The following is a 23,521-nucleotide window of genomic DNA, read 5'->3' as shown; positions in this document are numbered from 1 at the left end:
GTGGCACCTGACGCCGGCGGGGGCCGCTCGACGGACCCCCGCTCGGACCCGCAATCGGGCTCGTACATCCCCGAGAACGCGATCATCAGGGGCGAGAACGTCGTCAAGGAGTACGAGACCGGCGACACCGTCGTCCGGGCGCTGAAGGGAATCGACTTCGGCATCGGTCCGGCCGACTTCGTCGCGGTCGTCGGCCCCTCCGGCAGCGGGAAGTCCACGCTGCTGAACCTGCTGGGGCTGCTCGACGTGCCCACCAGCGGCACCGTCCGCCTCCGGGACGAGGACGTGGCGACGTTCTCGGATGCGCGTGCCACGAGGGAGCGCAAGCGGACCATCGGCTTCGTCTTCCAGCAGTTCTACCTCATCCCGACGCTGACCGCGCTGGAGAACGTCGAGATGCCGCGGATGCTCGACCGGACCCCGAAGCGGACCCGCGAGCGCGCACGGGCGCTGCTGGAGCGGGTCGGGCTGGGCGAGCGGCTGGACCACTACCCCGACGAGCTGTCGGGCGGGCAGAAGCAGCGCGTCGCCGTCGCCCGTGCGCTCATCAACGACCCCGCCATCCTGCTGGCCGACGAGCCGACCGGCAACCTCGACCGGGAGACCGGCGACAGCATCCTCGACCTGTTCGACGAGCTCCGGGCCGAGGAGGACGTCGCGGTCGTGACGGTCACCCACGACGACTACGTCGCGGCGGCGGCCGACCGGGTGGTGAACCTCGTCGACGGCGAGGTCCGGGACGATGCGCCCATGGCGACCGAGCCGGGTGGTGGGGCGTGAACCCGTTCCGCCGGCTCGCCGTCCAGTTCCCGACGCTGGTGCTGGCCCGGCGGAACCTCTCGCGGGCCACCGCACGGACGGTACTCGCGGTCGTGGCCATCGTCATCGGGGTGGTCGCCATCGGCGCCATCGGCGCCGGGGGCGAGGCGTTCAAGCAGGACCAGCTGCAGGCCTACGAGGGGTTCGGCGGGACCGCGACCGTCGACCCGGTGTTCTACCCCGAGGAGGACGGCGAACCGGACAGGACGTTCACCGACGCGGAGATCGGCCGGATGCGACGCGCCAGCGGCGGCGCCACGGTCCTCCCCGTCGTGGAGCCGTCGGGGGCGTTCGTCCGGTCGCCGTCGGGCGACCCGCTGCTGACGGTCCAGGTGCGTGGCCTGGGGGACCCGGGCGCGTTCTACGACGCGCAGGCCGGCACGATTCCGGCCAACTGGCGCCGGAGCATCATCGTCGGGAGCCGGGTCGCCGCCGACAACGACATCCAGCCGGGCGACCGGATGACGGTGCTCGTCGACGGCGAGTTCGAGCGCTCGTTCCGGGTCGCGGCGGTCCTCGAACCGCAGGGGTTCGCCGACCCGCTGAGCGCCGACCAGACGGTGTTCGTCCCCCTGGCGCAGTTCGACGACGCCGAGTACGGGCGCGCCATCGTCCGGGTCGACCCACAGGTCCGGTCGGTCGACGACGCGGCCGCCGGTATCGAGGCCGAGTTCAACGACCGTCGCCGGACCGTCGCTGTCAGCACCGTCCAGGACCAGCGTGAGCAGTTCGAGCAGTTCTTCGCCACCGTCAACCAGTTCCTCATCGGCATCGGCGCCATCTCGCTGCTCGTCGCGGCGGTCACCATCGCCAACACGATGCTGATGTCGGCCATCGAGCGCGAGGGGGAGATCGGCGTCTTCCGGGCGGTCGGCTACCCGAAGCGTGCGGTCGTCAGCCTGCTCGTCGCCGAGGCGACCATCCTCGGCATCGTGGGCTCGGCCATCGGCGCCCCCATCGCGCTCGGCATCGGCGCGCTCGTCAACGGGCTGCTCGTCGGCGACCCCCTGGCGTTCACCGACGCCGGCCTCCGGTACATCGGTCTCGGGGTCGCCTTCGGCATCGTCACCGCGCTCGTCGCGGGGATCTACCCGGCGTGGAAGGCGGCCAACCGCCCGCCCGTGGAGGTGCTCGGGTGATGCTCGGGGGCGCCCATCCGACGACTGCGAGGGGTGAGGCCCCGTGAGCTGGCTCTACCGCCTGACGGGCCGGGTCCCGTCGGTCGTCATCGCCCGGCGGAACATCACGCGGGCGAAGACGCGGTCGGCGCTGGCCGCCGCGGCCATCCTCATCGGCGTGGTCGCCATCGGCACCATCGGCGCGGGCGGGGCGGCGTTCAAGCAGAGCCAGCTCAACTCCATCCAGGAGCAGGGCGCCACCAACGTCTTCGTCGCGCCCGGCTTCGACAAGCCCGAGCGCTACTTCGACCGCGAGGACCTGCTCGCCATCGAGGAGACGGTCGGCCCGGCGGGGGTGGTCGCCACGCAGAGCGCCTCGCGGGAGGTGGTCGGACGCGCCGGCCGCCGCGAGTCGGTCTCGGTCACGTTCATCGAGGACGTCAGGCCGCTGTACACCGTCCAGCAGGGGGCGATACCGGAGAACTGGCGCCGGAGTGCGGTCGTCTCCGCCGAGTTCGCGGCCGAGCGCGGCCTCTCGCCGGACGACCGCATCACGCTCGTCCGCGAGGAGCAGACCGGGGGCGAGACCGTCGAGCGGAAACGGACCTACCGCGTCACCGCCGTCCTGGCCGAGACCCAGGGGTTCGGCGTGACCGGTGTGTACCTCCCCATCGAGCAGGCCGAGGACCGCCGGTACAGCCAGGTGCGGGTCACCACCCGGTCGGCCGACGAGGCCGAGGCCGCCGCGACGGCGCTCCGCGAGCGGTTCAACGACCGGAAGGACATCCTGCTCGTATTCGAGCTCACCTCGCTGCTCCGCCTGCTCCGGACCATCATCGACGGCATCAACGTCTTCCTCGCCGGGCTGGGGTCGCTCTCGCTGCTCGTCGCCGGTGTCGCCATCATGAACACGATGCTGATGGCGGTGCTGAAGCGGCGCGAGGAGATCGGCGTCCTCCGGGCGGTCGGCTACACCCAGCGCGACGTGGTCCGCATCCTGCTGATGGAGTCGGCGATGCTGGGGGCCATCGGCGCCGTCCTCGGCCTGGGGCTCTCCCTGCTCGTCGTGCTGGCCGCGAACGCCGTCTTCCTCGGGGACCCGCTGGCCTTCACCGCCGAGTCGGCCGGCTACCTGGTCGCAGCGGTGGGGTTCGGCATCGCGACGAGCCTCGTCGCCGGGGCCTACCCGGCGTGGCGTGCGGCCCGTGAGCGCCCGGTCGAGGCGCTCCGCGGGTGAGGAATCGGTCGTGGACGACGAGAAGCGGGGCGCCGCTCAGAACGCGCCCGGGACGACGACCTGCCCGCCGGCCAGGAGCGTGCCGCCGGAGAAGAGGATGGCGGCGGCGCCCAGGCCGAGGACGAGGAGCAGGAAGATGACGATCCACGTCGTGCTGATATCGGTGTTCTCCGGGACGCCGGGGTCGGAGGTGGACATACCCGTCGGTGAGGGAGTCGCGGGTAAATGGGTTCCGAGTCGCGCCGCCCGGTCGGGGGCCGGGGCACGGTGCCCGGTCAGTCGTCCGCGCCGTCCCGGACCTTCACCGCCATCCCCGTCTCGAAGTCGACCATCCCCGAGGCGGGGAGTTCCGCGCGCCCGACGGCGAGCAACTGCTCGGCCTCGTCGGCGCCGGCCTCGGCGGGCGCGTCCGCGGCGTCGAGGTCGACACCCTCACCGACCGTCGGGCCACCGTGGACCACGAGCACCTCGTCACCGGGTCGGATGTCGGGCCCGACGCCGACGACGAACTTCGCGAAGGCGTTCGACCCCTCGCGGACGAACGGGACGGACTCGGCGTTCACCGCGACGCGGTTGGCAGGCGCGTCGAGGGCCTGGAGCCGGCGGCCGCCCGCGACACCCAGCGTGAACCGGCCGTCCGTGCCGAACGAGACGAGTCGGCGGGACTCGTCGGCGGTGGCGACCTGTCGTGGCCGGCCCGAACTCGTGCGCTGGACGCCCTCGTCACCACGAAAGAGGTCCTCGGCACCGGCGCCGAACTGGTAGGCGGCGACCCGCCGGAGCCGGTGGAGTTCCTCGTCGGTGATGGCGCCGTCGGTGCCGACGTGGCCGGGCCGTCGGGCGGGGTCGTCGGCATCCTCGGTCATACCCCGACGGGCGGCGCCGCGGGGCAAACGCCTTTCGACACCGGGCGGCGCGTCGACGACGCTGGTGGCGCGCCCGGCCGCGAAAGCGGGACTTATTGTCTCGAGACCCCTCCGCTCGGTATGGCCTCGGACTGGCGGAAGGTGGCACTCGGTGTACTCCTGCTCGCGGTCAGCAGCGTCGTCGTGGTGGGCTACGGGCTCAAGAACGGGCCCATCCCGCCGGTGGCGGCGGCTGCCGGCGCCATCGGCGTCGTCGCCGGGACGCTACTGCTGGGGCTGTCGGAAGAGGGCGCGAGTGTATAGTCCGAGAGAAGATGATTATGACTTTACACAGTATTTAATACGATAATTTGGAGAATTTTCGCGATATACTGGCTTTACCACTCGGGAAATCCGGAAGGGACTTCCTCACTGCTACGGTTCGGCCGGTATGTCTCGGCGTCGCCGACTCGCCGTGGTCGCCCTCGTTGTCTGCTATCTCGTTTCCGTCCCGGTTCTCGTCCACGCGACGGTGCTCCCGGCGTACCTCCTTCCCGGCTGTGGCCCTCACGCTCCCACGGCTCCGACTGCCGGTGCCGACATCGCGCTCGAGAACGACACGCTCGTCGTCGACCTCACCGACGGGTCGATCCCGGCGGACGGGACGAGACACCTCGACGCCGTGGTCGTACCCCAGGACGGAGGGGTCGAGGACCGGACGGAGTACCGGCTGCTGGGCCCCGACGGTGGCCGTGCCGACGCTGGGACCACGTTCACCGTCGCGAACCCGACGGTCGACGGACGACCGCTCGAAGATGGTGACGTGGTCCGGGTCGTCTGGGAGGGCTACGACCTCCACCCGCAACCGTCGTACTGCCCCGGGGACGAAGGACGGAGCCGCATCCGGACGACGCTGGCGAAGTGGACCGTCGGAGAGGCGTGACCCCGACATCCGATGCGGGACGCACCCGTGACACCAGCAACAGGAACCCGCCCGTGACACAGAGATCACCACCCTGTACGCGCGCCTCCGGCGCGCGTTTCACCGCTGGCGACCGCTCGGAGCCAGCGGCATTTTTTCTGAACGTTTTTTGCGGCGAGTGGTACCCGACGCGGTGCCGGCCGAAGGCCGGCCCGCAAGCGGTACCCGAGCCGTCAAAAAAGCTCGGCTATAGCAGGTATTTCTCCTCGTTCTCGCTCATATCGACGAAGGAGTCGGCGGCGTCGATGAGTTCGTCGGCGGTGGACTCGCCGAAGCTCATCACCTCGACGCGGGTCCCCTGGTGGCGGACGTGCGAGCAGAGCCGGGAGAAGTCGCCGTCGCCGGAGGCCAGCACGATGGCGTCGACGTGCTCGGCGAGCGTGATGGCGTCGAGCACGATGCCCACGTCCCAGTCGGCCTTCTTCGAGCCGTCGCCGAAGGTCTTGATCTCCTTGATCTTCGTCTCGAAGCCGATGTCGCGGAGGGCGTCGAAGAAGTCCTCCTCGGCCGGCGAGTCCGCGCGGATGACGTACGCGATGGCGCGCACGAGTTCGCGGTCCAGCGTAGCACCGTCGAGGAGGGCGGTGTAGTCGATGTTCCGCGAGTAGAGGCTGTGTGCCGTGTGGTAGAGGTTCTGCGAGTCCGCGAGCACGGCGACCCGCTGACTGCTGTGGATGGGGGGCATACCTTCGGGTCGGACGCGGCAGGTGGAAAGGGTGTCGGGACGAGACCGGCACCGGCTTCGGGGCGGGCCCGGACTCAGTCGAGGCGCTCGACCTGCAGGTAGCCGGCGGGTTCGCGCCAGCCGTACACCGCCGGGTCGAGGTCGCCGTCGCCCGTGATGCCCGGGTGCGGGCGGATGACGCCGTCCTCGGCGAGGTCGGGGTCGCTCTCGGTGGTGCCGCCCTCGCCCTCGCCGAGGATGAGCGTCTGCGCCGGTGGGACGAGGTCCTCGAAGCGCTCGGTGTTCTCCTCGGTCCCCACGTCGTAGCCGTTAGCGTAGTAGGTCATCGACGCGTTGACGCGCTCGGGGAGCGGGACCGTATCGAGCCCGACGATGCCGTCGTTGGTCGCGACGAGCATCGAGAGGAAGGTCAGGTGGGTGGCGCTGGCGTCCGCGGACAGCTCCAGGCTGGCGTAGTACGGGTTGCCGGTGTCGCCCGGGTCCGAGGCCGGGACGAGCGGCGCGTCGCCGACCCCGGCGGCCCGGATGGCGTCGGTCGCCTCTATCAGCTCCACCAGCGGGCCGAGGTTGCCGTTCTCCGCGACCTGCCGGGTCGGCTCGTTCGCCGGGTCGCCGACCGAGAAGACCTCGACCGCGGGGCGGTGGAGCGCCACGGCGGGCGGCGTGAACGGCTGCCCGGGGGTCAGGTTCGCCACCGTCACGCGGTACGAGCGGGCCCCACGGCCCCTGTCGTCGTCATCGTCATCGCCGTCGTTGTCGTCGCCCCCCGCGAACGACGGTCCTGCGAGTGCGGTCGTGCCGAGGGCCGCTCCGCCCAGTGCGAGCAGTCCCCGGCGTGTCGTCGGCATCAGGTCGTGGTCGGTCATCGTGTCTCGTCCGCCCCCGGGGACGGCGCGGGCTTCGTAATGTGTGCGCTACAGGACGGTCGGGGAGCGACGCCCCCGTCGTGGGTCGGCTTACGCCCCGAGAGGCCACCGTTACCGCCGACTGTGCAGGTCGGGCGACGACACGCTATGGTCGACGGACCGACCTACCGGCCGGCGTCCCGGGCCCGCGGGCGCGCTAACCCCGTCTTACGTCCCCGGCAGCGGCCCGCGCCTACATCGACTCCGGCGCCGCCACGCCGAGCATCGACAGCGCGTTGGCGACGGTGTGCCGCGAGGCCGCCACGAGCGCGAGGCGGGCCTCGCGCACCTCCTCGTCCTCGGCGTTCAGGACCGGGCACTCCCGATAGAACGCATTGAACGTCTCGGCGAACTCGCGGGTGTAGGTGGCGACGCGGTGCGGTTCGAGGTCGGCGGCCGCGCGGTCGACGACACCCTCCAGCCGGGCGATGACGTGGAGCAGGTCGCGCTCCTCGGGCGTGTCGAGGACGCTTGCGTCAACATCGCCCACCTCGGTGTCCTCGATGGCGAGGCCGGCCTCGCCGAGGATGCCACAGCAGCGCGCGTGGACGTACTGGACGTAGGGCGCGGACTGGGCCTCGAAGTCGAGCGCGCGCTCCCACTCGAAGGTGATGCCCTTGGTGGGCTGCTTGCTGACGATGTCGTAGCGGACGGCGCCGATGCCCACCTGCCGGGCGATGCGCTCGACGTCCTCTTCGTCGAGGTCGTCGTCGCGCAGGCGGCCCTCCAGGCGGTCCTCGACCTCCTCGCGGGCCCGGTTGATGGACTCGTCGAGCAGGTCATCGAGGTCCACGCCGGTCCCCTTGCGCGTGCTCATCCCGCCCTCGGGAAGGTCGACGTAGGAGTAGATGACGTTGCGCAACTGGTCGGTGTCGTTGCCCAGCAGGTCCAGCGCGGCGCGGAGCTGTCCGGCCTGGAGCTTGTGGTCCTCGCCGAGGACGGTGACGGCGCGGTCGTAGTTGTCGAACTTCCACTCGTGGTGGGCGAGGTCCCGCGTCGTGTACAGCGAGGTCCCGTCCGAGCGGAGGAAGACGAGGTTCTTCTCGAAGTCCGGCAGGTCGAGTTGCCAGGCGTCCTCCTCGTAGACGGCGCAGTCGAGGTCCTTCAGCCGCGCGACGACGTCGTCGGTGGTGCCGTCGCGCATGAACCGCGTCTCCTTGACGAACTCGTCGAACTCCGCCGGCAGGCGCGCGAGACACTCCTGCATCCCACCCAGCACCGTATCGACGACCTCGCTCACGCGCTCGTAGGTCGCCTCGTCGCCCTCCTCGAGCCCCTGGAGGATGGCCTCGATCTCGGCCTCGGCCTCGTCGACGCGGGCAGGGTCGGCGTTCTCGAGGAAGTCGTTGCCCTTGCGGTAGTAGCGGACCATCTCGTACTCCGCACGAGGCCGCTCGGGCTCGGGCAACTCGCCCTCGTCGAAGGTCTCGTAGGCCCAGGTGAAGACCGCCATCTGCCGGCCTGCGTCGTTGACGTAGTAGTGCCGGTCGACGTCGTAGCCCGCGGCGTCCAGCACGTTCGCGACGGCGTCGCCGATGATGGGGTTGCGCGCGCGGCCGACGTGGACCGGGCCGGTCGGGTTCGCGGAGGTGTGCTCGACGACGAGGTCGACCCCGCGGTCGGGAAGATGGCCCCAGTCCGGTGCCGTGGCGCCCTGGAGCGTATCGGCGAGGTACGCGTCGTCGGTGAAGAAGTTGAGGTACGGGCCCTGTGCGCGGACCGCGGCGATGTACTCGTAGTCGGCGGCGTCGATGTGCTCGGTGAGTTCACTCGCGACCTGCGGCGGCGGGGCCCCCGCCTCGCTCGCCAGGCGGAAGGCGACACTCGAGGCGAGCGTGGCGTCCACCCCGTCCGGTGGGTCCTCCACCCCGAGGTCGTCGGTCGGGTAGCCCGCGGCGTCGAGCGCGTCCGCGACGGCCTCGCGGACGGACTCGCGGAATGACAGGTACATACTCTGGGTTCCGGCGAGCGTGGGTAAATGGGTTTCCGAACGGCCCGGCGGGTGCCAACGCCCGGCCGGCTATCGGAGGTTCTCGGCGGTGCCCGTCCCGATGGCGTCCAGTCCGTCCTCGACGGTGACCGGTTCGCCGTCGATGCGGCAGGGGTAGAGGCCGGTCAGCTCCGCCCCCCGTTCGAGGACGAGGCAGGCGGCGGGGAAGACGACCGCTCTGCCCCTGTCGTCGGTCGTCCGGCACCTGAAGAACGGGTCGAGCCGGACGTCCTGCTGGCCGGCGACGGCCCGGTAGTGGTCGAACGCGTCGATGGCGGCCCGGTCGCGCTCGTCCCCGGGGTCGGTCGCCCGCGCCGGCCACTCCCGGACGGTCGTCTCGACGCCCGCGTCGTCGAGCGCCGCGACGCGGTCCTGGATGCGGGCCAGTCGCGACCCACCGGCGGCCGCCGTCAGTTCGTTGAGCCACAGCGTCACCGAGACACCCTCCGGGAGCGGTGACGGGACCGCCCCCTCGGTCTCCCCATCGCTTCTCGTCGGCAGTGGCAGGTTCGTGGCCATACCCGGAGGAGGGCGCTCCCCGACGATATACCGTCACGACGTGTCCCACGACCTGGGATTCGGTACCGCGTGTCGGGGAATTTTCCCGGACCACGGGGCGCCGCCCCGACCCTACCGGAGGTTCTCGGGGTCGCCCGACTCCACGGCGTCCAGTCCGTCCTCGATGGCGGCGTGGTCGCCATCGACGTAGCAGGGGTAGAGCCCGGTGAGTTCGCCATCGCGCTCGATGGTGAGGCAGGCGACGGGGAAGCGGATCGTCCGGCTGCCGTCGGGGTTCGACCGGCACTCGAAGAAGGGGTCCAGGCGGATGCCGCGCATCCCCGCGACGGCGCGGAACCGGTCGAACGCCGCGACGGCTGCCCGCTGGCGGTCCGTCGAGGGATCGGTCACCGTGTCGGGCCACTCCTCGACCGCCGTCGGCACGCCCGCGTCGTCGAACGCGGCGACACGGGCCTCGATGCGGTTCTGGCGCTCGCGGGCGACGCTCGGGGCGGACCCGCGGAGCCACAGGGTCACCGAGACGCCGTCCGGGGGCGCGGGTGTGACCTCTGCGACGGGTGAGTTGTCGGGCGGCGGCGCCATCCGGTCCGAATCCACGCTGTTCGCTGCCATGCTCCCACACTTGGACTACTGTCCTAAATAGGTCCGTAATAGTGGTAAATATCAATCAGTACCGAAAAGTTATGGTTGTATGGGCTATTCTGGATCCAATTCGGTTCGGGTTGTGTTATTTTATCTCGGAGAAGGGCTCATGTCGATGGCGGCTGGAGGGGCGGGCATGAGCGATACCGATTCCGGGCCGCGGCCGCTGCTCCGCCGCGCCGAGGAGGTCGAGTACGAGGACGTGGCTGCCGCCGAGGGGATGTCCAAGGGTGTCCTCGTCGGTGAGGGTGACGGCGCGCCGAACCTCGCCATCCGCCGGTTCACGCTCGCGCCGGGCGCCGAGGTCCCGAAGCACACCAACGATATCGAACACGAGCAGTACGTCCTCGCGGGCGAGTACGTCGTCGGCCTCGGTGACGAGGAGCACGTCGTACGCGCCGGTGACTCGCTGCTCATCCCCGCGGGAACTGTCCACTGGTACCGCAACGAGGGTGACGAGGAGGGGGCGTTCATCTGTGCGGTCCCGACCGGCGACGACAGCATCGACCTGCTGGACGAGTGAGCACACACCGTCGTTTCTGGTGGACGGCGCTCGGTGGGACGAGCCATGCGGGCGCGCCTTCGACAGAGTTCTGGGGTGTGGCTTTCGGGCGATCCTGACAGAGACTCCCATGTGGTAGGCGGACTCCGAACGCTGAAATCCCCCCTTCCCCTACCGCTATCCGTGTCACAGCAGGTCGCGTCGGTGGATACGCTGTTCTGCCACCAGCGGGACGAGGACGACTTCACGGTCGCCGTCTACCGTGACGGGAACCGGGTCCTTCGGGCCCGGCTCCAGCTGAAGGAGACGGACGCCGGCGCCCGCCCCGGGCGGTTCCGCATCGTCGACGGCGACGACGAGGAGCCGCGCTCACCGGACCAGTTCGTCGACATCGCGCGGCGGGCCTCGCGCATCCGCATCTCCGAGCAGACCGCGCCCGGGGCCCGCGAGCGCCTGCGAGAACTGTTCGCCGGCTACCAGCTCGACGACAAGACCAAGGCCGTCCGCACGTGCCGGAAGTGCGCGTCGGCGGGCCGGTACTCGCCGCTGACGAGCGAGCGCCAGATCGAGTCGAACAACGAGTACATCTGCCCGGACTGCGCGATGCGCGAACTCGAGCGGGAGGCCGAGTACCGCGGGCTCCGGTCGGGGGCCCGCGACCGGCTGGAGGAACTGCTCCTCGACGTGGGCGACCTCGAACGCATCCGGAACCTGCTCTCGGGTAACCTCGATCCCGACCTGACGAAGTTCGACGAGATATCGGCGACCGTCGACGAGGTCGACCCGGTGCCGACGGACTCGCTCGACTTGCACCCCGGCATCCAGTCGAAGCTGGAGGGGCGGTTCGACACGCTCCTCCCGGTGCAGTCGCTGGCGGTCGCCAACGGCGCACTGGAGGGTCAGGACCAGCTCGTCGTCAGCGCCACGGCGACCGGGAAGACCCTCGTGGGGGAGATGGCCGGTATCGACCGCGCACTCAACGGCGAGGGGAAGATGCTGTTCCTCGTGCCGCTCGTGGCGCTGGCCAACCAGAAGTACGACGACTTCCAGGACCGGTACGGCGACGTCGTCGACGTGACGCTCCGGGTCGGGGCCTCCCGCGTCAACGACGACGGGAACCGGTTCGACCCCGGCGCGGACGTCATCGTCGGCACGTACGAGGGTATCGACCACGCGCTCCGGACCGGGCGGAACCTCGGGGAGATCGGGACCGTGGTCATCGACGAGGTCCACACGCTCGGCGAGGACGAGCGCGGCCACCGGCTGGACGGCTTCATCTCGCGGCTGAAGTACTACACGGAGCGCGGGACGACGGAGTCGTCCCGGAACGGCGAGCGGCGGAGCCGCGAGCAGCGGAACCAGGACACCCAGTGGATCTACCTCTCGGCGACCGTCGGGAACCCGGAATCGCTGGCGAAGTCCCTGCAGGCCACGCTCATCGAGTTCGAGGAGCGGCCGGTCCCTATCGAGCGCCACGTCACCTTCGCGGACGGCCAGGAGAAGGTCGACATCGAGGACCGCCTCGTGAAGCGCGCGTTCGACACGAAGTCCTCGAAGGGGTATCGCGGGCAGACCATCATCTTCACCAACTCCCGGCGGCGGTGCCACGAGGTCTCCCGTCGATTGCAGTACGACTCGGCGCCCTATCATGCGGGCCTCGATTACAAGCGCCGCAAGCGCGTCGAGAAGCAGTTCGGCGACCAGGACCTCGCCGCGGTCGTCACGACGGCCGCCCTTGCGGCGGGTGTCGACTTCCCCGCCTCGCAGGTCATCTTCGACTCGCTGGCGATGGGCATCGAGTGGCTCTCGGTGCAGGAGTTCTCGCAGATGCTCGGCCGCGCCGGCCGCCCGGACTACCACGACAAGGGCACGGTCTACCTGCTCGTGGAGCCGGACGGCTCCTACCACAACTCCATGGAGATGACCGAGGACGAGGTGGCGTTCAAACTGCTGAAGGGCGAGATGGAGCCCGTCGTGACGACCTACGACGAGGGTGCCGCGGTCGAGGAGACGCTGGCGAACCTGGTCGTGGGCGGCGACCAGGCAAAGCGGCTCAACGCCCGGATGGTCGGCGAGGTGCCGACGAAGCACGCCCTCGGGAAACTGCTGGAGTACGGGTTCATCAGCGGCCTCGAACCGACGGACATGGGGCAGGTGGTCTGCCGGCACTTCCTCGCGCCGGACCAAGCGTTCACGATGCTCGACGGCATCCGCAAGGGCCGCTCGCCGGACCAGCTCGTCGCCGACATCGAGCTGATGGACGAGCACTGAGCCGGGCCGCTCCGTCTCTTCCGCTCCTCGGTCCCTGCCCCTCCGCCGCCGTCCCGCTCCCTTCCTGCCCCGATCCCAGGATCCCGACCCCCGCCCGGGGACGGATTGAAACCCATCCCGCCCCGAAGGGTGTGCATGAAGCTCTGCCCGTGCAAGCGCAGCGACCGCGGTGCTCGCTACGGCGCCCAGACCGGCGCGTATCTCGGAACGAAGGTCGGCACGAAGCAGGGTGGCCCGTTCGCGACCGGCTTCAACGCCGGCCTCGGTGCCGCGCTGGGCTACCTCGTGGGGAGTCTCCTCGACGGCGCGAAGCGGCAGGCCGAACCGACGCTCGTGCCGGACGGCGGCCGACCGATGGACGCTGACGAGGGCCGCGCCGATGCGGCCGACGACGGCCCGACTGACATCCCCGTCACCGAGGGCCCACTGTTCGACTGAGCGGCACCCCCGTCGCCATCGGCCGAGCACAAGGGCTTCGGCGCTCGCGCTCGCAGGTCGAGGTGTGTCAGCGGACGCCGCCCCCGACCCGCCCGAGTCGTTCCGCATCGCCGCCGAGGAGTGCGTCGAGTACTGGGACGACTACCCGCTGGACTTCACGCCCGCCTCGCTCCGGCATCTGGACTCGCTGGTCGACACGTACTACGGCCCCGAGGACGCCGAAGCAGAAGCCGACAGCGACCCGAGCGCACTGTCGGGCGTGGCCGTCCAGTTCGGGAGCTACTTCGGCGAGACGCTCGTGCGGAGTCACGACGGCGCGTGGCAGCAGGGCCGGGTGAACTGGTCGGTCGCGCTGGAGGGTCCCGATGGCGAGGCCACGGTGAACGTCTTCGGCGTCGCCGCGGGTGCGCTCGCGGAACCCGCCGCCTTCTACGAGACGTACCGCGAGGTCGCGACGGAGATCGGGCTGGCGTAGGCGGACCGCCCGCGGTCGCGGAGGCCGACCCGGCGGCGTTCGACGTGACGGCATCACCCGGGGACGAGGCCTGACCCGACGCCGCTAAACCGTCGCCACCCCAACGCCGCGTATGCCTACGCTGGGGGACGCCCTCCTCGCCCGCTACCCGCGCTTCTCGCTGTACAACTCCCCCTATCCGGCCCACGACCTCGGTTGTGCGGTCGACCTCTACCCCGACCGCGAGGACGAGGTGGCGCCCTCCCCGGTCGCGGGGACCGTCCTCGACATCGAGGAGCGGCGCGTCCCCGCGAAGGAGTACGCCGAGGTGACCGACACCGTCCTCCTCGTGGCCGTCGACGAGGCGGCCACGCCCGGCCTCACCCTCGACGGGAACGAGTACGACGAGGAGTGGGTTGCGCGGGTCCTCCACGTCGACCCGTCCGTCGTGCCGGGCGACGAGGTCGAGCCCGGCCAGCCGCTGGGCCGACTCGTCCGCTCGGGCTTCTTCGCGCCCTGGGTCGCGAACCACCTCCACCTCGAACTCCGTCACCGCGGCGCGAACCTGCTCCGGGCGCGTGGCTCGCCGCGACTCGCGCTCGACACCGACGTCGCCATCACGCCCGTCGGCTGGGACGGGCACGGCACCGTCGTCGAGGCCGGCAAGACGTACGTCCGGCTCGACCGGCCCGCATCCCCCGGCAGCGGGTGGGCGGCGCTCGCCAGCGACGACGGCGCCCCGCTGGACGGTGGCCTCCCCCACTACGCCGGCGGGGGTCGGTTCGGGTCGAGCGCCCCCCGCGACGAGTACCCCGTCTCGCTGCTCGGCCAGCGCGTCGGGGTCGTCCGTGACCGGGATGTCGAATGGGCCGACGTGGCGGTCCGGCTCGACGGCGAGCCGGTGACGGGGCTGTCGCTGTTCGTCGGGCGCGAGGAACTGGGGGCGAAAGTCGTCGCGCGCGGCCACGACCACGCCGTCGGCGACGAGGTGCAGGTGGACGTGGTCCCGACGGACGACCCCGTACGGCTCGGATAATTCGTCGGAGGTGGGTGTAATTCGAAAATTCTTGTGGTAATCGGCTTATCTGCTGGTTACGGGATGGAGTTCCTCACCCGTACTCCTCCGTCCACTCGGCCTTGCGGCGCTGGTACACCTCGTCCTTGCGGACCTCGTCCAGCGCGGCCTTGTAGACGAGCGCGATCTCGCGCTTCTCCTCGTCGTACCACTGCTGTGGCTCGCGCTCGACGCGTTCGCCCTCGTCGGTCGTCTCGTACTTCTGCCCGCCCGGGTACTTCGCGTAGCGCATCGCGCGCGTCCAGCCCATCTGGAGGTACTTGCGGGCCATGTCCATCCCCGGGAACTCGTCGTCCTCGCGGTACTGCTCGAACCGCTCGCGGATGGCGGCGGCGCCCTCCTCGGCCTCCGCGACCGTCTTGATGCCCCAGAGCGGCAGGAGTTCGCTCTTGTACGGTTCGACCTTGAACGCGCCTTCCTCACCCCGGCCGACCCGGTACTCGGTCGGGTGCTCGCGGAAGTCCGTGTCGTACTCCGGGCCGTCGTCGCTCACGGCCGAACATCGGGTCGCGAGCCCCCTGAATCCCGGGTCCGCGACACGGGTGGCCGCCCGTCGTCGGCCGGTGCCGTCTCCTCGGTACCGTTCGTCGTGCCGTCGAGCGTCCGGACCGCCGTCGAGAGCCGGGCGGGGTCGTAGTCAGCGGGCGCGACGCGCGTGGGCAGCGCCGTCAGCCCCAGCGAGCAGGCCGCCGTACCGCCGAAGGCGTCCGGGATGGAGGTGGGCGGGAGCGCGCCCGCGCCGGGGAGGCCCGCCGGGACGCTGGCGCCAGCGGGAAGCAGCGCAGCCCCACGCCGAGGCCTGCGACGCTGGTGCCGACCACGGCGGTCGCGAGGGCCACGACCGAATACTCCCGGAGCACACAGGCTGAAACGGACGTTGAACCGTACGGCAACTTTACCCCGGTTCTGGTCCCAGTCCCGGGCACATGGCTGTCATCGAGACGGCGTCGCTGACGAAACGGTACGGGTCGGTCACGGCGGTCCGGTCGCTGGACCTGGCCGTCGAGCGGGGGGAGGTGTTCGGGTTCCTGGGGCCGAACGGTGCCGGCAAGTCCACCACCATCGACCTGTTGCTGGGGCTGGCCGAGCCGACCGGTGGCACCGTCAGGGTGCTCGACCGCGACCCGTGGGTCGACTCGCGGGCGGTCCGCCAGCGGGTCGGCGCGGTGGCGGAGGGGACCGGGTTCTACGACCGGTCGACCGCTCGCGACCACCTCCGGCTCGCCGTGGAGATGCAGCGGACCGACGAGGACCCGGCGGCGCTGCTCGAACGGGTCGGCATCGGGGCCGCCGCGGACCGCCCCGTCGGCGAGTTCTCGACCGGGATGCGCCAGCGGCTGGCGCTGGCGGTCGCGCTCGTCGGGGAGCCGGAGCTGCTCGTCCTCGACGAGCCGCTCGCCGGCCTCGACCCGGAGGGGGCCCGCCGGGTCCGCCGGGTCATCCGTGAGGAGCGCGACCGCGGGGCCGCCGTCTTCCTCTCCAGCCACATCACCGGCCAGGTGGAGACGCTCTGTGACCGGCTCGGAGTCCTGCACGAGGGCGAACTGGTCGCCGTCGACACCGTAGCCGGGCTCCGGGAACGGGTCGACGGGCGCGCCGAACACGTCGTCGTGGCGACGGAGGTCCCCGAGGATGTCGACCCCGGCGTCGGCGACGGCGTACTCGGGGTCGGACGCGACGACGGGCACGTCCGGGTCCGCTGTGTCGACGCGGCCGCCACCGGCCCCGTGGCCACCCGACTGACCGACGCCGGCGCGACCGTCACGCGGGTCGGGCAGGCGGGCCCGTCACTGGAGCAGCTGTTCGTCGAACTCACGGACGCGGCTGCCCCCCGGGACGGCACCGGCCGAGCGGCCGGCGGGACGACCGAGGGCGCCGACGCGACCGCCGGAGCCGACGCCGGGGGGACCGAGCGATGACGCCGGACACGGGGACGCGCATCCCGACGATTACCCGGGAGGACCTCCGACAGGCGCGCCGGAGCCGACTGCTGTGGGGGGCGCTGGTCCTGGTGGCGCTGCTCGTGCTGCCGGCCTTCTGGAGCCGGACCTCGAACCTCCGGGCGATCGAGGGGCAGCCGCCCCCGGCCGTCGAGGGCGTCCTGCTCGTTCCGGGCTACCTGTCGACCTACCTGTTCCTGGTGGTGGCCGCCCTGGCGTACGGCGCCGTCGCTGCCGAGCGCGAGTCCGGGTCGGTCCGGCTGTTGCTGGGTCTCGCCGGCACCCGCCGGGACGTGCTCGTCGGGAAGCTGCTGGCGCGCGTGGCGATGCTGGTGGGGGTGCTGGCGGCGCTCCTCGCGGCCATGGCCGGGATGCTCGCGCTCAACGAGCGCGTCGCCGTCGTGCCGTTCCTGCTGGTCGGCGGCTGGGTCCTGGTGTACGGTGCCGCCTGGACCGCCTTCGCGGTCGGGGTCTCGGCCGCGTTCGCCTCGCAGTACCGCGCGCTGGTCGCCATCGCCGGCACCTACGTCGTCCTGGCGTGGAACGCGCCGGTCTGGAAGGCGGTGCTGGAGCCGGGGCTGCGGGCACTCCTGCCGCCGGGACTGTCGCCGTACGTGTCGGCGCTCAACCCCACGCTGTCGCTGGCCGTGGTGAGCCGCTGGCTCGTGGCCGCATCCACGTCGGCGCCCGACGAGGTCGGGGCCGGACCGGCGGCCGTCTCGGGGCTGGTGCTGCTGGGGATTGCCGCTGTCGGCCTCCTCGTCGGTGCCCGACGGTTCGGCACCGTCGACGTCGGGTGACCTCCCGCGGGGGGAGCGTCATCCCTCCCCGTCCGCGACCCCGAACTCCTCGCGGAGTTCCCGCTCGATGGCCGCGACCAGCCGGTCGAGGATGGCCTGGAACGCCTCCGGGTCCCCTGGCTGCCCCGCCCGCTCGTAGGGGTCCTCGGGCAGGTCGACCCGGAACTCGCCGTCGCCCTCGTAGAACGGCTCGCTCGCCGATAGCACCCGCCGGTCGATGGGTCGGAGGATGCCGGAGTCCACCTCGCCGTGCAGGGCCTGGTACGCCGCGGTGTAGGCCGATTCGAGTTCCTCGAAGTAGTGGACGTACTTGCCTTCCTCGAACCGCTCCGGGTCGAAATCGATCATGTACCGGGCGAGACGGCGCGGCCGGGAAACCGTTGCGGAGACCCGAACGGCCTTGCCGGCGATGCCCCTGAGGTCCACATGGACAGCGATTCCCTCCGTCCGCGGCCCCTGTTCGGTGGCCTCCAGCTGACGCTCGTGGCGGTGTTCCTGTCGAACCTCCCCGGCGACCTCACGCTCGGGCTCGCCGTCCTCCTGCTGCTGGTCGGCTCGTTCCTCGTGTTCAACGGCCTCCTCGGGGACGGTGTCGACCCGGCGACGTGACGTAGCCCGTCCTGCACTCGCGGCGACGTTCGGCCTACCGGCCGAACCTCCGTGACTTCGCTGTGCTCGTCACGGGATTCGGCCTACCGGCCGAACCGTCGCTGACGGTCCTGGAAGTCCCGGACCGCGCGGAGGTAGTCCCGGTAGCGGAAGTCCCGCCAGTTGACGTCGGTGAAGTAGAGCTCGGAGTAGACGGACTGCCAGATCATGAAGTCGGAGAGCCGCTCGGCACCGGTCTTCAGGACCACGTCCGGCGGCTCGGGGAAGACGAGCCGGTCCTCGATGTCGGCCTCCGTGATGTCGTCGGGGTCGAGGTCGCCGGCCTGGACCTCCTCGGCGACGCCCCGGACGGCGGCGGCGAACTCGTCGCGGCCGCCGAGCCCCATCGAGACCCGGATGGGCGCGTCGGCCCGCTCCTCGTCACCCGGACCGCGGACCGCGACCTCGCGTGGGGCCTCCACCTCGTCGAACGCCCGGCGCAGCGTCGGGACGGCGTCCTCGTCGATGACGCTCACGTAGACGGTGACGCGCTCGGCACCGAGGTCGAACGCCCAGCCGAAGAAGTCCGCGAGGGTATCGTACGCCCCCGGCTCCAGCAGGTCCCGCTCCGTGATGACCAGCGCGACGTGCTCGGGGCGGTCGGCGTCGCTCGTTCGTACCCGCGCCTCCAGATACCGGTCGTAGATGCCCACGGACGGCGTTGGCCGGGGTATGGCCTAAACGGTGTGGTCGAGTGTCCCGGGGCCGGGGGCCCGGTCCCGAGGGAGTTTACCTGGCCGTGTCCACAAGCGGGCGTATGATACGCGAGGCCACCGTCGGCGATGCCGCGCTCATCGCCGAGGAGTTCTGGTACCCACTGGCCCAGGAGATGGAACCGTACTCGGCGCTCAACGAGCTGTGCGAGGACGCGCTGGAGCGGGCGACGGCCGGCTTCGAGGAGCTGCTGGCGGCCGACCAGCGGTGGGACTTCCTGCTCGAAACCGACGGGGCCGCCGTCGGCTACGTCTCCGCGGAGGCCGACACCCGCGCCACGCGCACGCACGACAGCTACCTCGCCATCCCGGACCTGTACGTCAAGCCGGGGTTCAGAGGCGAGGGGCACGGGACGGCGCTCCTCGAACGGGTCGAGCGGCTTGCCGAGGTCGAGGGCTGCGAGTTCATCACGCTCGGGACCGAGTGGGCCAACGACCGTGCGCGGGCGTTCTACGAGGCGAACGGCTACGAGCCGAAACAGGTCGAGTACGCCAAGCTGGTGGCCTGAGGCGGCCGGGCCCCGTTCGAGGACCGGTCCGCGGGACACCCCTTCGGAAGCTGGTTCTCCGGACCGGCCTGTTCGGGAGCGTTAAGTGCGCGTCGCGGGAACGGGCGGGTCGTGACGGGGAACGTGCGGCGGGCGGGGGCGTACGCCCTCGTCGGCTCGCTGGCGCTGGTGGTGCCGCTGCTCGTGGGCCGGGGGCTCGACCCCCTGACCACCGCCGGGGCCGCAGCACTCCCCTTCGTCGCGGTCGGGCTGGCCGCGCTGTACGTCGTCGACGAGGGCCCGCTGTTCGACCTGCTGGCGCGCCCCGGCGACTACGAGGAGGGCCGGCTGTTCGGGCTCGCGGCCTTTGCCTTCGCCTGTGCGGGCCTCGCGCTGCTGGTCCCGCTCCGGCAGGTCGGCCTTCCGCCGACGGCGTTCGTCGGCAGCGTGGCTGCCCTGGTGGTCGGCAACGTCGCCGCCGAACTCGTGCGGCTCCGGACGACCGACCCGTTCGCGGTCACCGCCGGGTTCACCCTCGGCGGGGTGGTGGCCGCCGCCGCGGGCTTCCTCGCCGTGGGGGAGATCGCCGGTGGGCGGCTCGCGTTCCCGCTGGTCGCCTTCCTCGCGGCCGTCGCCGCGCTCGGGGCGGCGCTGCTGCGCGCGGCACTGTTCGAGCGCGACGACCCGCTCGTCCTGGTGTCGGTGGCGCTCCTGCTGTGGGGCTTCCTCGAACTCGGCATCGCCGCGCCCGCCGTCCGCGTCGGGGTGGGTATCGGCGTCTCGGCGCTCCTGGGCTACGTCGCGTTCGCGCTCGGCACCGCCTCGCTCTCGGGGATGCTGACGGGCGTGCTGCTCGCGCTCCTGGCCATCGTTCTCGGCGGCTACGGCTGGTTCGCGCTGCTCATCACCTTCTTCGGCCTCGGCGGCCTCTCCTCGAAGTTCCGCTACGACGAGAAGGCCGCACGCGGCATCGCCGAGGACAACGAGGGCGCACGTGGCGGCGGCAACGTCCTCGCGAACTCCGCCGTGGCGCTGGTCGCGGTCGTCCTGTTCGCGGCCTCGACCCGTGTCGGCGTGCCGCCCGAACTGTTCCGGTACGCGTTCGCCGGGAGCGTCGCCACGGCGATGGCCGACACCCTCTCCAGCGAGATCGGCGGGCTGTACGACGGGCCCCGGCTGGTCACCACGCTCGAACGCGTCGAGCCCGGCACCGACGGCGCCGTCACGTGGCAGGGGCAGGTCGCGGGCCTCGTCGGCGCGGGCATCATCGCGGGCATCGCCGCGGTCTTCTTCGAGCTGGGCCCGGTCGCGACCGCCGTCGTCGTCGTGGGCGGGTTCGCCGGCACGCTCGCCGACAGCCTGCTCGGGGCCACGCTCGAAGGGCCGGTGCTCGGCAACCAGGGTGTCAACCTGTTCGCCACGCTCGCCGGCGCGGTCGTGGGAGCGGGACTCGCACTCGCACTGGGACTGGTATGAGCGGCGACCCTGCGGGGGCGCCCCCCGATGCGGCCGGATCTGGTATCCGGACCGCGAGCGAGGCCGACCTGCCGCGGCTGCTGGCCATCCAGGCGGCGGCCTTTCCCGACCCGCATCGGGCGCTGCTCAGGAGCGGCGTCCGCGCGGGCCTCGCGCTCGTCGCGCTCGACGGACCGGCCGCCCCCGGGGAACCGGGGGAATCCGACGGGACAGCCGGGGCGGTCGGGGCGGTCGGGACGGGTGTCACCGGACCGGAGGTCGTCGGGTACGCACTGTTCACCGTCGACGAGCCGTCGGTGTACGTCGCGGAGTTGGCCGTCGCTCCGGGCCACCGCCGTCGGGGGCACGGGGGCCGGCTGCTGGCTGCGCTGGCGGCTCGGCACACGGGGTGCGAGCGGCTGCGGCTCACAACCCGGGTCGACAACGACGACGCGCGGGCGTTCTACGCCAGCCTGGGCTTTCGCGAGGTCCGGGAGCTCCCCGGGTACTACGACGGTGGCGAGGGGCGCGACGGAGCGCGCGACGCGGAGCGCGCCGACCGGAGCGACACCGGCCTGGGTGGCAACGGCGAGGACGACACGAACGCTGGTTCGGACCCGAACGCCAGCGACGACGCGGACGCCAGCGACGGCTCCGGAGAGAACGCGGAGTCGACCGACGGCGTGCTACTCGTCCGCGACCTCGAGTAGGTCCGACAGCGTCCGGACGCGGACGCCGGTCGGTCGCTTGACCAGTTCGCCGAGCGAGGCCGCGACGACCTGGTCGACGCCGCGCTGTGCACAGATATCGAGCAGTCGCTGGCTCAGTTCGCCGTCCAGGACGACCACTGTCGGGACCGGTTCGGCGGCCTCGACGCGGTCGAACGCCTCGTCGGCGGGGGCGACCGCGAGCGCCGCCATCTCCCCGTCGAGGAGCCGGACCTCGCCCGTATCGACGGTCGCCCGGACGTGCCCCCGGAGGGTCTCCGGCTCGGCGTCCCCGTCGTCGCCGGCGTCCTCGTCGTCGGCATCGGTCGCGTCCCCGTCGTCACCCTCGGCCTCGCCGGCGTCGGGGACCGCGGCGGCGTCCGGTTCGTCGGTGGACGGCGGCTCCTCCGGTTCGGCGGGCTCGGCAGCGGCTGACACGTCGCCTGCGTCCGCCCGGGGGTCGACGGCCGGCCCGGCCTCGGGTGTCGTCTCGGTGGCCGTCCCGGGCGCCGGTGACCGTGGCGTCGGGGGTGTCTCCGGCGTCTCCGGTGTGGGCGCGGTCCCCGCCCCGTCGTTCGCGTCGGGTGCGGGCCGGCTCGACCCGTCCGTGGCGGCGACCTCGTGGGCACCGGCCTCGCGGTCGGCGATGGTCTCGTACGGGACCTTGTCCCGGAGCGCGGCCATCACCTCGTGGCGCGAGAGGTCCTCGACGGACTGGCCTTCCGGGGCGAAGGCGACGTAGTCGACCTCCCCGACCTGGACGAGTTCCTTCAGGATGAGGTCGCCGCCGCGGTCACCGTCGAGGAACGCGGTGACCGTCTTGTGGCGGGTCAGGTCCGCCACCTCCTCGGGGACGTTCGTCCCCTCGACGGCGACGGCGTTCTTGATGCCGTACCCGAGCAGCTGGGCCACGTCGGCGCGTCCCTCGACGACGATGACGGCGTCGCTGCCGCCGACGTTGGGGCCCGCGGGGAGTCCCTCGAACTCGGCCATGTCCTCGACGCGGATGGAGCGCCGGACCTCCTCGACGAGTTCCTGTGAGGTCATCATCGAGCCCTCGAACGCCTCGCCGAGCAGTTCCTTCGCCCGGTCGACGACCTCGCGGCGTTTGGCGGCCCGGACGTCCTCGATGCTCGTGACCTCCAGGTCAGCCCGGCAGGGACCGACCCGGTCGATGGTCTCGAGGCCGGCGGCGAGGATGGCCGTCTCGACCTTGTCGAGACTGGTGGCGATGGTCAGGTGGCCGAAGGACTGGCCGCCCTCGGAGTCGATCTCGACGTCGATGCGGCCGACCTTCGAGGACTCCTGGAGGTCCCGGAGGTCGAGGTCGTCGCCGAGCAGGCCCTCGGTCTGGCCGAAGACCGCCCCGACGACGTCGTTCCGTTCGACCACTCCGTCGGCGCTGATGCGTGCGTGGATGAGGTACTTGGCTGTATCCGGCATATGCGAACTGCCCCGGTGGGGGGCTGGATGGTGAACCGCTGATGGGTGAACCGCGTGCTGATGAACCGCATGTTGGTGAACCGCGTGATGGTGATGCGCCCATGAGCTGCCCCATGTGCAACTGGTGGTCACGCACTCGACGCTTAAAAGGGTCGGCACGGTTCCGGCGCCGTGGGTCCCGTGTCCCGACAGCGTGGGCGGCGGTCGCCGCCGTCGCCCGAACGCTCTTGTCCCGACTCCGTGAGCCCCCGACCATGGGCATCGAGGAATCCGATATCGACCCGGCGGCGTTCCTGGAGGACGTGGAGCTGCGTGTGGGGACGGTCGTCTCGGTCGCGGACTTCCCGGAGGCGCGCAAGGACGTCTACAAGCTGGCGGTCGATTTCGGCTCGGAGACCCGGCAGTCGGCAGCCGGCCTGACGGACAACTACACGAAAGCCGAGCTGGAGGGCCGGCAGGTGCTCGCCGTCGTCAATCTCGGCACGGTCAACATCGCGGGCTTCGAATCACAGTGTCTCGTGACGGGTGTCGACGACGGCGACGGCGGCGTGGTCCACCTGCAACCGGAGCGGGAGGTGCCCGACGGGACGCGGGTGTACTGAGTCAGCGAACCCTGCTCTCCGTCACTCGCAGTCCGGACACTCGAACACGACGGCACTGGGGCCATGCGAGACCCACTCCTTGTGGCTCCCGCAGGTCGAGCACACGCTGGCCCGTTCGCGGCGGGTCGACTCGTCGCCACAGCCACAGTTGACGCCGGGTGCGTCCTGCATGGCTGTCACACTCGTCGGCGGTCACAAGTAGCTTCGTCAGACATCGGTCGGGTCGACCGGCTCTGTACACCC

General features: G+C 71.3%; 29 protein-coding genes. 17 read left to right on the top strand and 12 right to left on the bottom strand.

Annotated features, from left to right (window positions below; translation table 11 throughout):
- Nucleotides 1-66: 66 nt before the first annotated feature.
- Genes P2T62_RS18770 through P2T62_RS18760 form a run of 3 tightly spaced genes read left to right on the top strand, consistent with a single transcriptional unit; the run spans nucleotide 67 to nucleotide 3,174 of the window.
- Complete coding sequence (locus tag P2T62_RS18770) at nucleotides 67-780, top strand: ABC transporter ATP-binding protein (RefSeq protein WP_276261638.1); 714 nt, start codon at nucleotides 67-69, stop codon at nucleotides 778-780.
- Complete coding sequence (locus P2T62_RS18765; RefSeq protein ID WP_276258547.1) at nucleotides 777-1,958, top strand: ABC transporter permease; 1,182 nt, start codon at nucleotides 777-779, stop codon at nucleotides 1,956-1,958. The genes P2T62_RS18770 and P2T62_RS18765 overlap by 4 nt, the downstream gene beginning before the upstream one ends.
- A 43-nt stretch (nucleotides 1,959-2,001) precedes the next feature.
- Nucleotides 2,002-3,174, top strand: coding sequence for an ABC transporter permease (locus P2T62_RS18760; protein ID WP_276258546.1), 1,173 nt, complete (start codon nucleotides 2,002-2,004; stop codon nucleotides 3,172-3,174).
- A gap of 36 nt (nucleotides 3,175-3,210) precedes the next feature.
- Here P2T62_RS18760 and P2T62_RS18755 read toward each other — a convergent pair whose 3' ends face one another.
- Entirely contained in the window at nucleotides 3,211-3,372 is a 162-nt protein-coding gene (locus P2T62_RS18755; RefSeq protein WP_276258545.1) for a hypothetical protein, read from the bottom strand.
- Nucleotides 3,373-3,449: 77 nt separating this feature from the next.
- Nucleotides 3,450-3,980: a PUA domain-containing protein gene (locus P2T62_RS18750; RefSeq protein WP_276261637.1), complete on the bottom strand. Its 531-nt coding sequence runs from the start codon at nucleotides 3,978-3,980 to the stop codon at nucleotides 3,450-3,452.
- 180 nt (nucleotides 3,981-4,160) lie between these two features.
- Here P2T62_RS18750 and P2T62_RS18745 point away from each other — a divergent pair, with 180 nt between their 5' ends.
- Both P2T62_RS18745 and P2T62_RS18740 read left to right on the top strand, forming a co-directional pair.
- The gene (locus P2T62_RS18745; protein WP_276258544.1) at nucleotides 4,161-4,343 is read left to right on the top strand and encodes a hypothetical protein; all 183 of its coding nucleotides are present in this window, start codon (nucleotides 4,161-4,163) and stop codon (nucleotides 4,341-4,343) included.
- A gap of 127 nt (nucleotides 4,344-4,470) precedes the next feature.
- Complete coding sequence (locus tag P2T62_RS18740; protein WP_276258543.1) at nucleotides 4,471-4,962, top strand: hypothetical protein; 492 nt, start codon at nucleotides 4,471-4,473, stop codon at nucleotides 4,960-4,962.
- 226 nt (nucleotides 4,963-5,188) lie between these two features.
- Here P2T62_RS18740 and P2T62_RS18735 read toward each other — a convergent pair whose 3' ends face one another.
- The 5 genes from P2T62_RS18735 to P2T62_RS18715 all read right to left on the bottom strand — a co-directional run bounded on the left by P2T62_RS18735 (nucleotide 5,189) and on the right by P2T62_RS18715 (nucleotide 9,712).
- Nucleotides 5,189-5,686 carry a LabA-like NYN domain-containing protein gene (locus P2T62_RS18735; protein WP_276258542.1) on the bottom strand — a complete coding sequence of 166 codons (498 nt, stop codon included), beginning with the start codon at nucleotides 5,684-5,686 and terminating at the stop codon, nucleotides 5,189-5,191.
- Between the two features lie 74 nt (nucleotides 5,687-5,760).
- Entirely contained in the window at nucleotides 5,761-6,552 is a 792-nt protein-coding gene (locus P2T62_RS18730) for a spondin domain-containing protein (protein WP_276258541.1), read from the bottom strand.
- Between the two features lie 232 nt (nucleotides 6,553-6,784).
- On the bottom strand, nucleotides 6,785-8,542 hold the full coding sequence (gene argS / locus P2T62_RS18725) for an arginine--tRNA ligase (RefSeq protein WP_276258540.1): 1,758 nt from the start codon (nucleotides 8,540-8,542) through the stop codon (nucleotides 6,785-6,787).
- Between the two features lie 69 nt (nucleotides 8,543-8,611).
- Nucleotides 8,612-9,100, bottom strand: coding sequence for an HTH domain-containing protein (locus tag P2T62_RS18720; protein WP_276258539.1), 489 nt, complete (start codon nucleotides 9,098-9,100; stop codon nucleotides 8,612-8,614).
- Between the two features lie 111 nt (nucleotides 9,101-9,211).
- A complete protein-coding gene (locus P2T62_RS18715; RefSeq protein ID WP_276258538.1) occupies nucleotides 9,212-9,712 on the bottom strand; it encodes an HTH domain-containing protein in 501 nt (166 codons plus the stop codon).
- A gap of 166 nt (nucleotides 9,713-9,878) precedes the next feature.
- On the opposite strand from P2T62_RS18715, the gene P2T62_RS18710 reads away from it, so the two are divergent.
- The 5 genes from P2T62_RS18710 to P2T62_RS18690 all read left to right on the top strand — a co-directional run bounded on the left by P2T62_RS18710 (nucleotide 9,879) and on the right by P2T62_RS18690 (nucleotide 14,443).
- Entirely contained in the window at nucleotides 9,879-10,265 is a 387-nt protein-coding gene (locus P2T62_RS18710) for a cupin domain-containing protein (protein ID WP_276258537.1), read from the top strand.
- A 162-nt stretch (nucleotides 10,266-10,427) separates the two neighbouring features.
- Nucleotides 10,428-12,515, top strand: coding sequence for a DEAD/DEAH box helicase (locus P2T62_RS18705; RefSeq protein ID WP_276258536.1), 2,088 nt, complete (start codon nucleotides 10,428-10,430; stop codon nucleotides 12,513-12,515).
- A 135-nt stretch (nucleotides 12,516-12,650) separates the two neighbouring features.
- The gene (locus tag P2T62_RS18700; RefSeq protein WP_276258535.1) at nucleotides 12,651-12,953 is read left to right on the top strand and encodes a hypothetical protein; all 303 of its coding nucleotides are present in this window, start codon (nucleotides 12,651-12,653) and stop codon (nucleotides 12,951-12,953) included.
- A 64-nt stretch (nucleotides 12,954-13,017) separates the two neighbouring features.
- Nucleotides 13,018-13,428, top strand: a complete 411-nt coding sequence (locus tag P2T62_RS18695) for a hypothetical protein (protein WP_276258534.1) — start codon at nucleotides 13,018-13,020, stop codon at nucleotides 13,426-13,428.
- Between the two features lie 112 nt (nucleotides 13,429-13,540).
- Entirely contained in the window at nucleotides 13,541-14,443 is a 903-nt protein-coding gene (locus P2T62_RS18690; protein WP_276258533.1) for a DUF8155 domain-containing protein, read from the top strand.
- A 73-nt stretch (nucleotides 14,444-14,516) separates the two neighbouring features.
- Here P2T62_RS18690 and P2T62_RS18685 read toward each other — a convergent pair whose 3' ends face one another.
- Nucleotides 14,517-14,975: a DUF4385 family protein gene (locus P2T62_RS18685; RefSeq protein ID WP_276258532.1), complete on the bottom strand. Its 459-nt coding sequence runs from the start codon at nucleotides 14,973-14,975 to the stop codon at nucleotides 14,517-14,519.
- A 433-nt stretch (nucleotides 14,976-15,408) separates the two neighbouring features.
- Between P2T62_RS18685 and P2T62_RS18680 the strand changes: the two genes are divergently transcribed.
- Complete coding sequence (locus P2T62_RS18680; protein WP_276258531.1) at nucleotides 15,409-16,401, top strand: ABC transporter ATP-binding protein; 993 nt, start codon at nucleotides 15,409-15,411, stop codon at nucleotides 16,399-16,401.
- Nucleotides 16,398-17,222 (top strand): ABC transporter permease subunit, encoded by an 825-nt coding sequence (locus P2T62_RS18675; protein WP_276258530.1) that lies wholly within the window; start codon nucleotides 16,398-16,400, stop codon nucleotides 17,220-17,222. The genes P2T62_RS18680 and P2T62_RS18675 overlap by 4 nt, the downstream gene beginning before the upstream one ends.
- An 18-nt stretch (nucleotides 17,223-17,240) precedes the next feature.
- Here P2T62_RS18675 and P2T62_RS18670 read toward each other — a convergent pair whose 3' ends face one another.
- Entirely contained in the window at nucleotides 17,241-17,570 is a 330-nt protein-coding gene (locus tag P2T62_RS18670) for a DUF5783 family protein (protein WP_276258529.1), read from the bottom strand.
- Between the two features lie 78 nt (nucleotides 17,571-17,648).
- Here P2T62_RS18670 and P2T62_RS18665 point away from each other — a divergent pair, with 78 nt between their 5' ends.
- Complete coding sequence (locus tag P2T62_RS18665; protein ID WP_276258528.1) at nucleotides 17,649-17,831, top strand: hypothetical protein; 183 nt, start codon at nucleotides 17,649-17,651, stop codon at nucleotides 17,829-17,831.
- Nucleotides 17,832-17,914: 83 nt separating this feature from the next.
- On the opposite strand, the gene P2T62_RS18660 is transcribed toward P2T62_RS18665, so the two are convergent.
- Nucleotides 17,915-18,523 (bottom strand): undecaprenyl diphosphate synthase family protein, encoded by a 609-nt coding sequence (locus P2T62_RS18660; RefSeq protein ID WP_276258527.1) that lies wholly within the window; start codon nucleotides 18,521-18,523, stop codon nucleotides 17,915-17,917.
- Between the two features lie 104 nt (nucleotides 18,524-18,627).
- Here P2T62_RS18660 and P2T62_RS18655 point away from each other — a divergent pair, with 104 nt between their 5' ends.
- The 3 genes from P2T62_RS18655 to P2T62_RS18645 all read left to right on the top strand — a co-directional run bounded on the left by P2T62_RS18655 (nucleotide 18,628) and on the right by P2T62_RS18645 (nucleotide 21,236).
- On the top strand, nucleotides 18,628-19,092 hold the full coding sequence (locus P2T62_RS18655) for a GNAT family N-acetyltransferase (protein WP_276258526.1): 465 nt from the start codon (nucleotides 18,628-18,630) through the stop codon (nucleotides 19,090-19,092).
- A gap of 111 nt (nucleotides 19,093-19,203) precedes the next feature.
- Nucleotides 19,204-20,547, top strand: coding sequence for a DUF92 domain-containing protein (locus tag P2T62_RS18650; protein ID WP_276258525.1), 1,344 nt, complete (start codon nucleotides 19,204-19,206; stop codon nucleotides 20,545-20,547).
- Nucleotides 20,544-21,236 carry a GNAT family N-acetyltransferase gene (locus P2T62_RS18645; RefSeq protein ID WP_276258524.1) on the top strand — a complete coding sequence of 231 codons (693 nt, stop codon included), beginning with the start codon at nucleotides 20,544-20,546 and terminating at the stop codon, nucleotides 21,234-21,236. The genes P2T62_RS18650 and P2T62_RS18645 overlap by 4 nt, the downstream gene beginning before the upstream one ends.
- Here the strand turns inward: P2T62_RS18645 and dnaG are convergent.
- Nucleotides 21,213-22,676 carry a DNA primase DnaG gene (gene dnaG / locus P2T62_RS18640; RefSeq protein WP_276258523.1) on the bottom strand — a complete coding sequence of 488 codons (1,464 nt, stop codon included), beginning with the start codon at nucleotides 22,674-22,676 and terminating at the stop codon, nucleotides 21,213-21,215. The two genes, P2T62_RS18645 and dnaG, sit on opposite strands and share 24 nt — an antisense overlap.
- Nucleotides 22,677-22,930: 254 nt before the next feature.
- On the opposite strand from dnaG, the gene P2T62_RS18635 reads away from it, so the two are divergent.
- On the top strand, nucleotides 22,931-23,278 hold the full coding sequence (locus tag P2T62_RS18635; RefSeq protein WP_276258522.1) for a tRNA-binding protein: 348 nt from the start codon (nucleotides 22,931-22,933) through the stop codon (nucleotides 23,276-23,278).
- 21 nt (nucleotides 23,279-23,299) lie between these two features.
- On the opposite strand, the gene P2T62_RS18630 is transcribed toward P2T62_RS18635, so the two are convergent.
- Nucleotides 23,300-23,449, bottom strand: a complete 150-nt coding sequence (locus P2T62_RS18630) for a hypothetical protein (RefSeq protein WP_276258521.1) — start codon at nucleotides 23,447-23,449, stop codon at nucleotides 23,300-23,302.
- Between the last annotated feature and the right edge of the window lie 72 nt (nucleotides 23,450-23,521).

It is taken from the genome of Haloglomus litoreum, assembly GCF_029338515.1.
GTDB classification, from domain to species: domain Archaea; phylum Halobacteriota; class Halobacteria; order Halobacteriales; family Haloarculaceae; genus Haloglomus; species Haloglomus litoreum.
This window is presented reverse-complemented; position numbering and strand designations above follow the sequence as displayed.

Bases quoted from the DNA above. Each gene is read 5' to 3' on its own strand.
- P2T62_RS18635 (WP_276258522.1), top strand. From the start codon at position 22,931: ATGGGCATCGAGGAATCCGATATCGACCCGGCGGCGTTCCTGGAGGAC.
- P2T62_RS18655 (WP_276258526.1), top strand. From the start codon at position 18,628: ATGATACGCGAGGCCACCGTCGGCGATGCCGCGCTCATCGCCGAGGAG.
- argS (WP_276258540.1), bottom strand. From the start codon at position 8,542: ATGTACCTGTCATTCCGCGAGTCCGTCCGCGAGGCCGTCGCGGACGCG.
- P2T62_RS18680 (WP_276258531.1), top strand. From the start codon at position 15,409: ATGGCTGTCATCGAGACGGCGTCGCTGACGAAACGGTACGGGTCGGTC.
- P2T62_RS18730 (WP_276258541.1), bottom strand. From the start codon at position 6,552: ATGACCGACCACGACCTGATGCCGACGACACGCCGGGGACTGCTCGCA.
- P2T62_RS18745 (WP_276258544.1), top strand. From the start codon at position 4,161: ATGGCCTCGGACTGGCGGAAGGTGGCACTCGGTGTACTCCTGCTCGCG.
- P2T62_RS18645 (WP_276258524.1), top strand. From the start codon at position 20,544: ATGAGCGGCGACCCTGCGGGGGCGCCCCCCGATGCGGCCGGATCTGGT.
- P2T62_RS18630 (WP_276258521.1), bottom strand. From the start codon at position 23,449: ATGCAGGACGCACCCGGCGTCAACTGTGGCTGTGGCGACGAGTCGACC.
- P2T62_RS18735 (WP_276258542.1), bottom strand. From the start codon at position 5,686: ATGCCCCCCATCCACAGCAGTCAGCGGGTCGCCGTGCTCGCGGACTCG.
- P2T62_RS18670 (WP_276258529.1), bottom strand. From the start codon at position 17,570: ATGATCGATTTCGACCCGGAGCGGTTCGAGGAAGGCAAGTACGTCCAC.
- P2T62_RS18700 (WP_276258535.1), top strand. From the start codon at position 12,651: ATGAAGCTCTGCCCGTGCAAGCGCAGCGACCGCGGTGCTCGCTACGGC.
- P2T62_RS18740 (WP_276258543.1), top strand. From the start codon at position 4,471: ATGTCTCGGCGTCGCCGACTCGCCGTGGTCGCCCTCGTTGTCTGCTAT.
- P2T62_RS18755 (WP_276258545.1), bottom strand. From the start codon at position 3,372: ATGTCCACCTCCGACCCCGGCGTCCCGGAGAACACCGATATCAGCACG.
- P2T62_RS18675 (WP_276258530.1), top strand. From the start codon at position 16,398: ATGACGCCGGACACGGGGACGCGCATCCCGACGATTACCCGGGAGGAC.
- P2T62_RS18690 (WP_276258533.1), top strand. From the start codon at position 13,541: ATGCCTACGCTGGGGGACGCCCTCCTCGCCCGCTACCCGCGCTTCTCG.
- P2T62_RS18715 (WP_276258538.1), bottom strand. From the start codon at position 9,712: ATGGCAGCGAACAGCGTGGATTCGGACCGGATGGCGCCGCCGCCCGAC.
- P2T62_RS18720 (WP_276258539.1), bottom strand. From the start codon at position 9,100: ATGGCCACGAACCTGCCACTGCCGACGAGAAGCGATGGGGAGACCGAG.
- P2T62_RS18665 (WP_276258528.1), top strand. From the start codon at position 17,649: ATGGACAGCGATTCCCTCCGTCCGCGGCCCCTGTTCGGTGGCCTCCAG.
- dnaG (WP_276258523.1), bottom strand. From the start codon at position 22,676: ATGCCGGATACAGCCAAGTACCTCATCCACGCACGCATCAGCGCCGAC.
- P2T62_RS18710 (WP_276258537.1), top strand. From the start codon at position 9,879: ATGAGCGATACCGATTCCGGGCCGCGGCCGCTGCTCCGCCGCGCCGAG.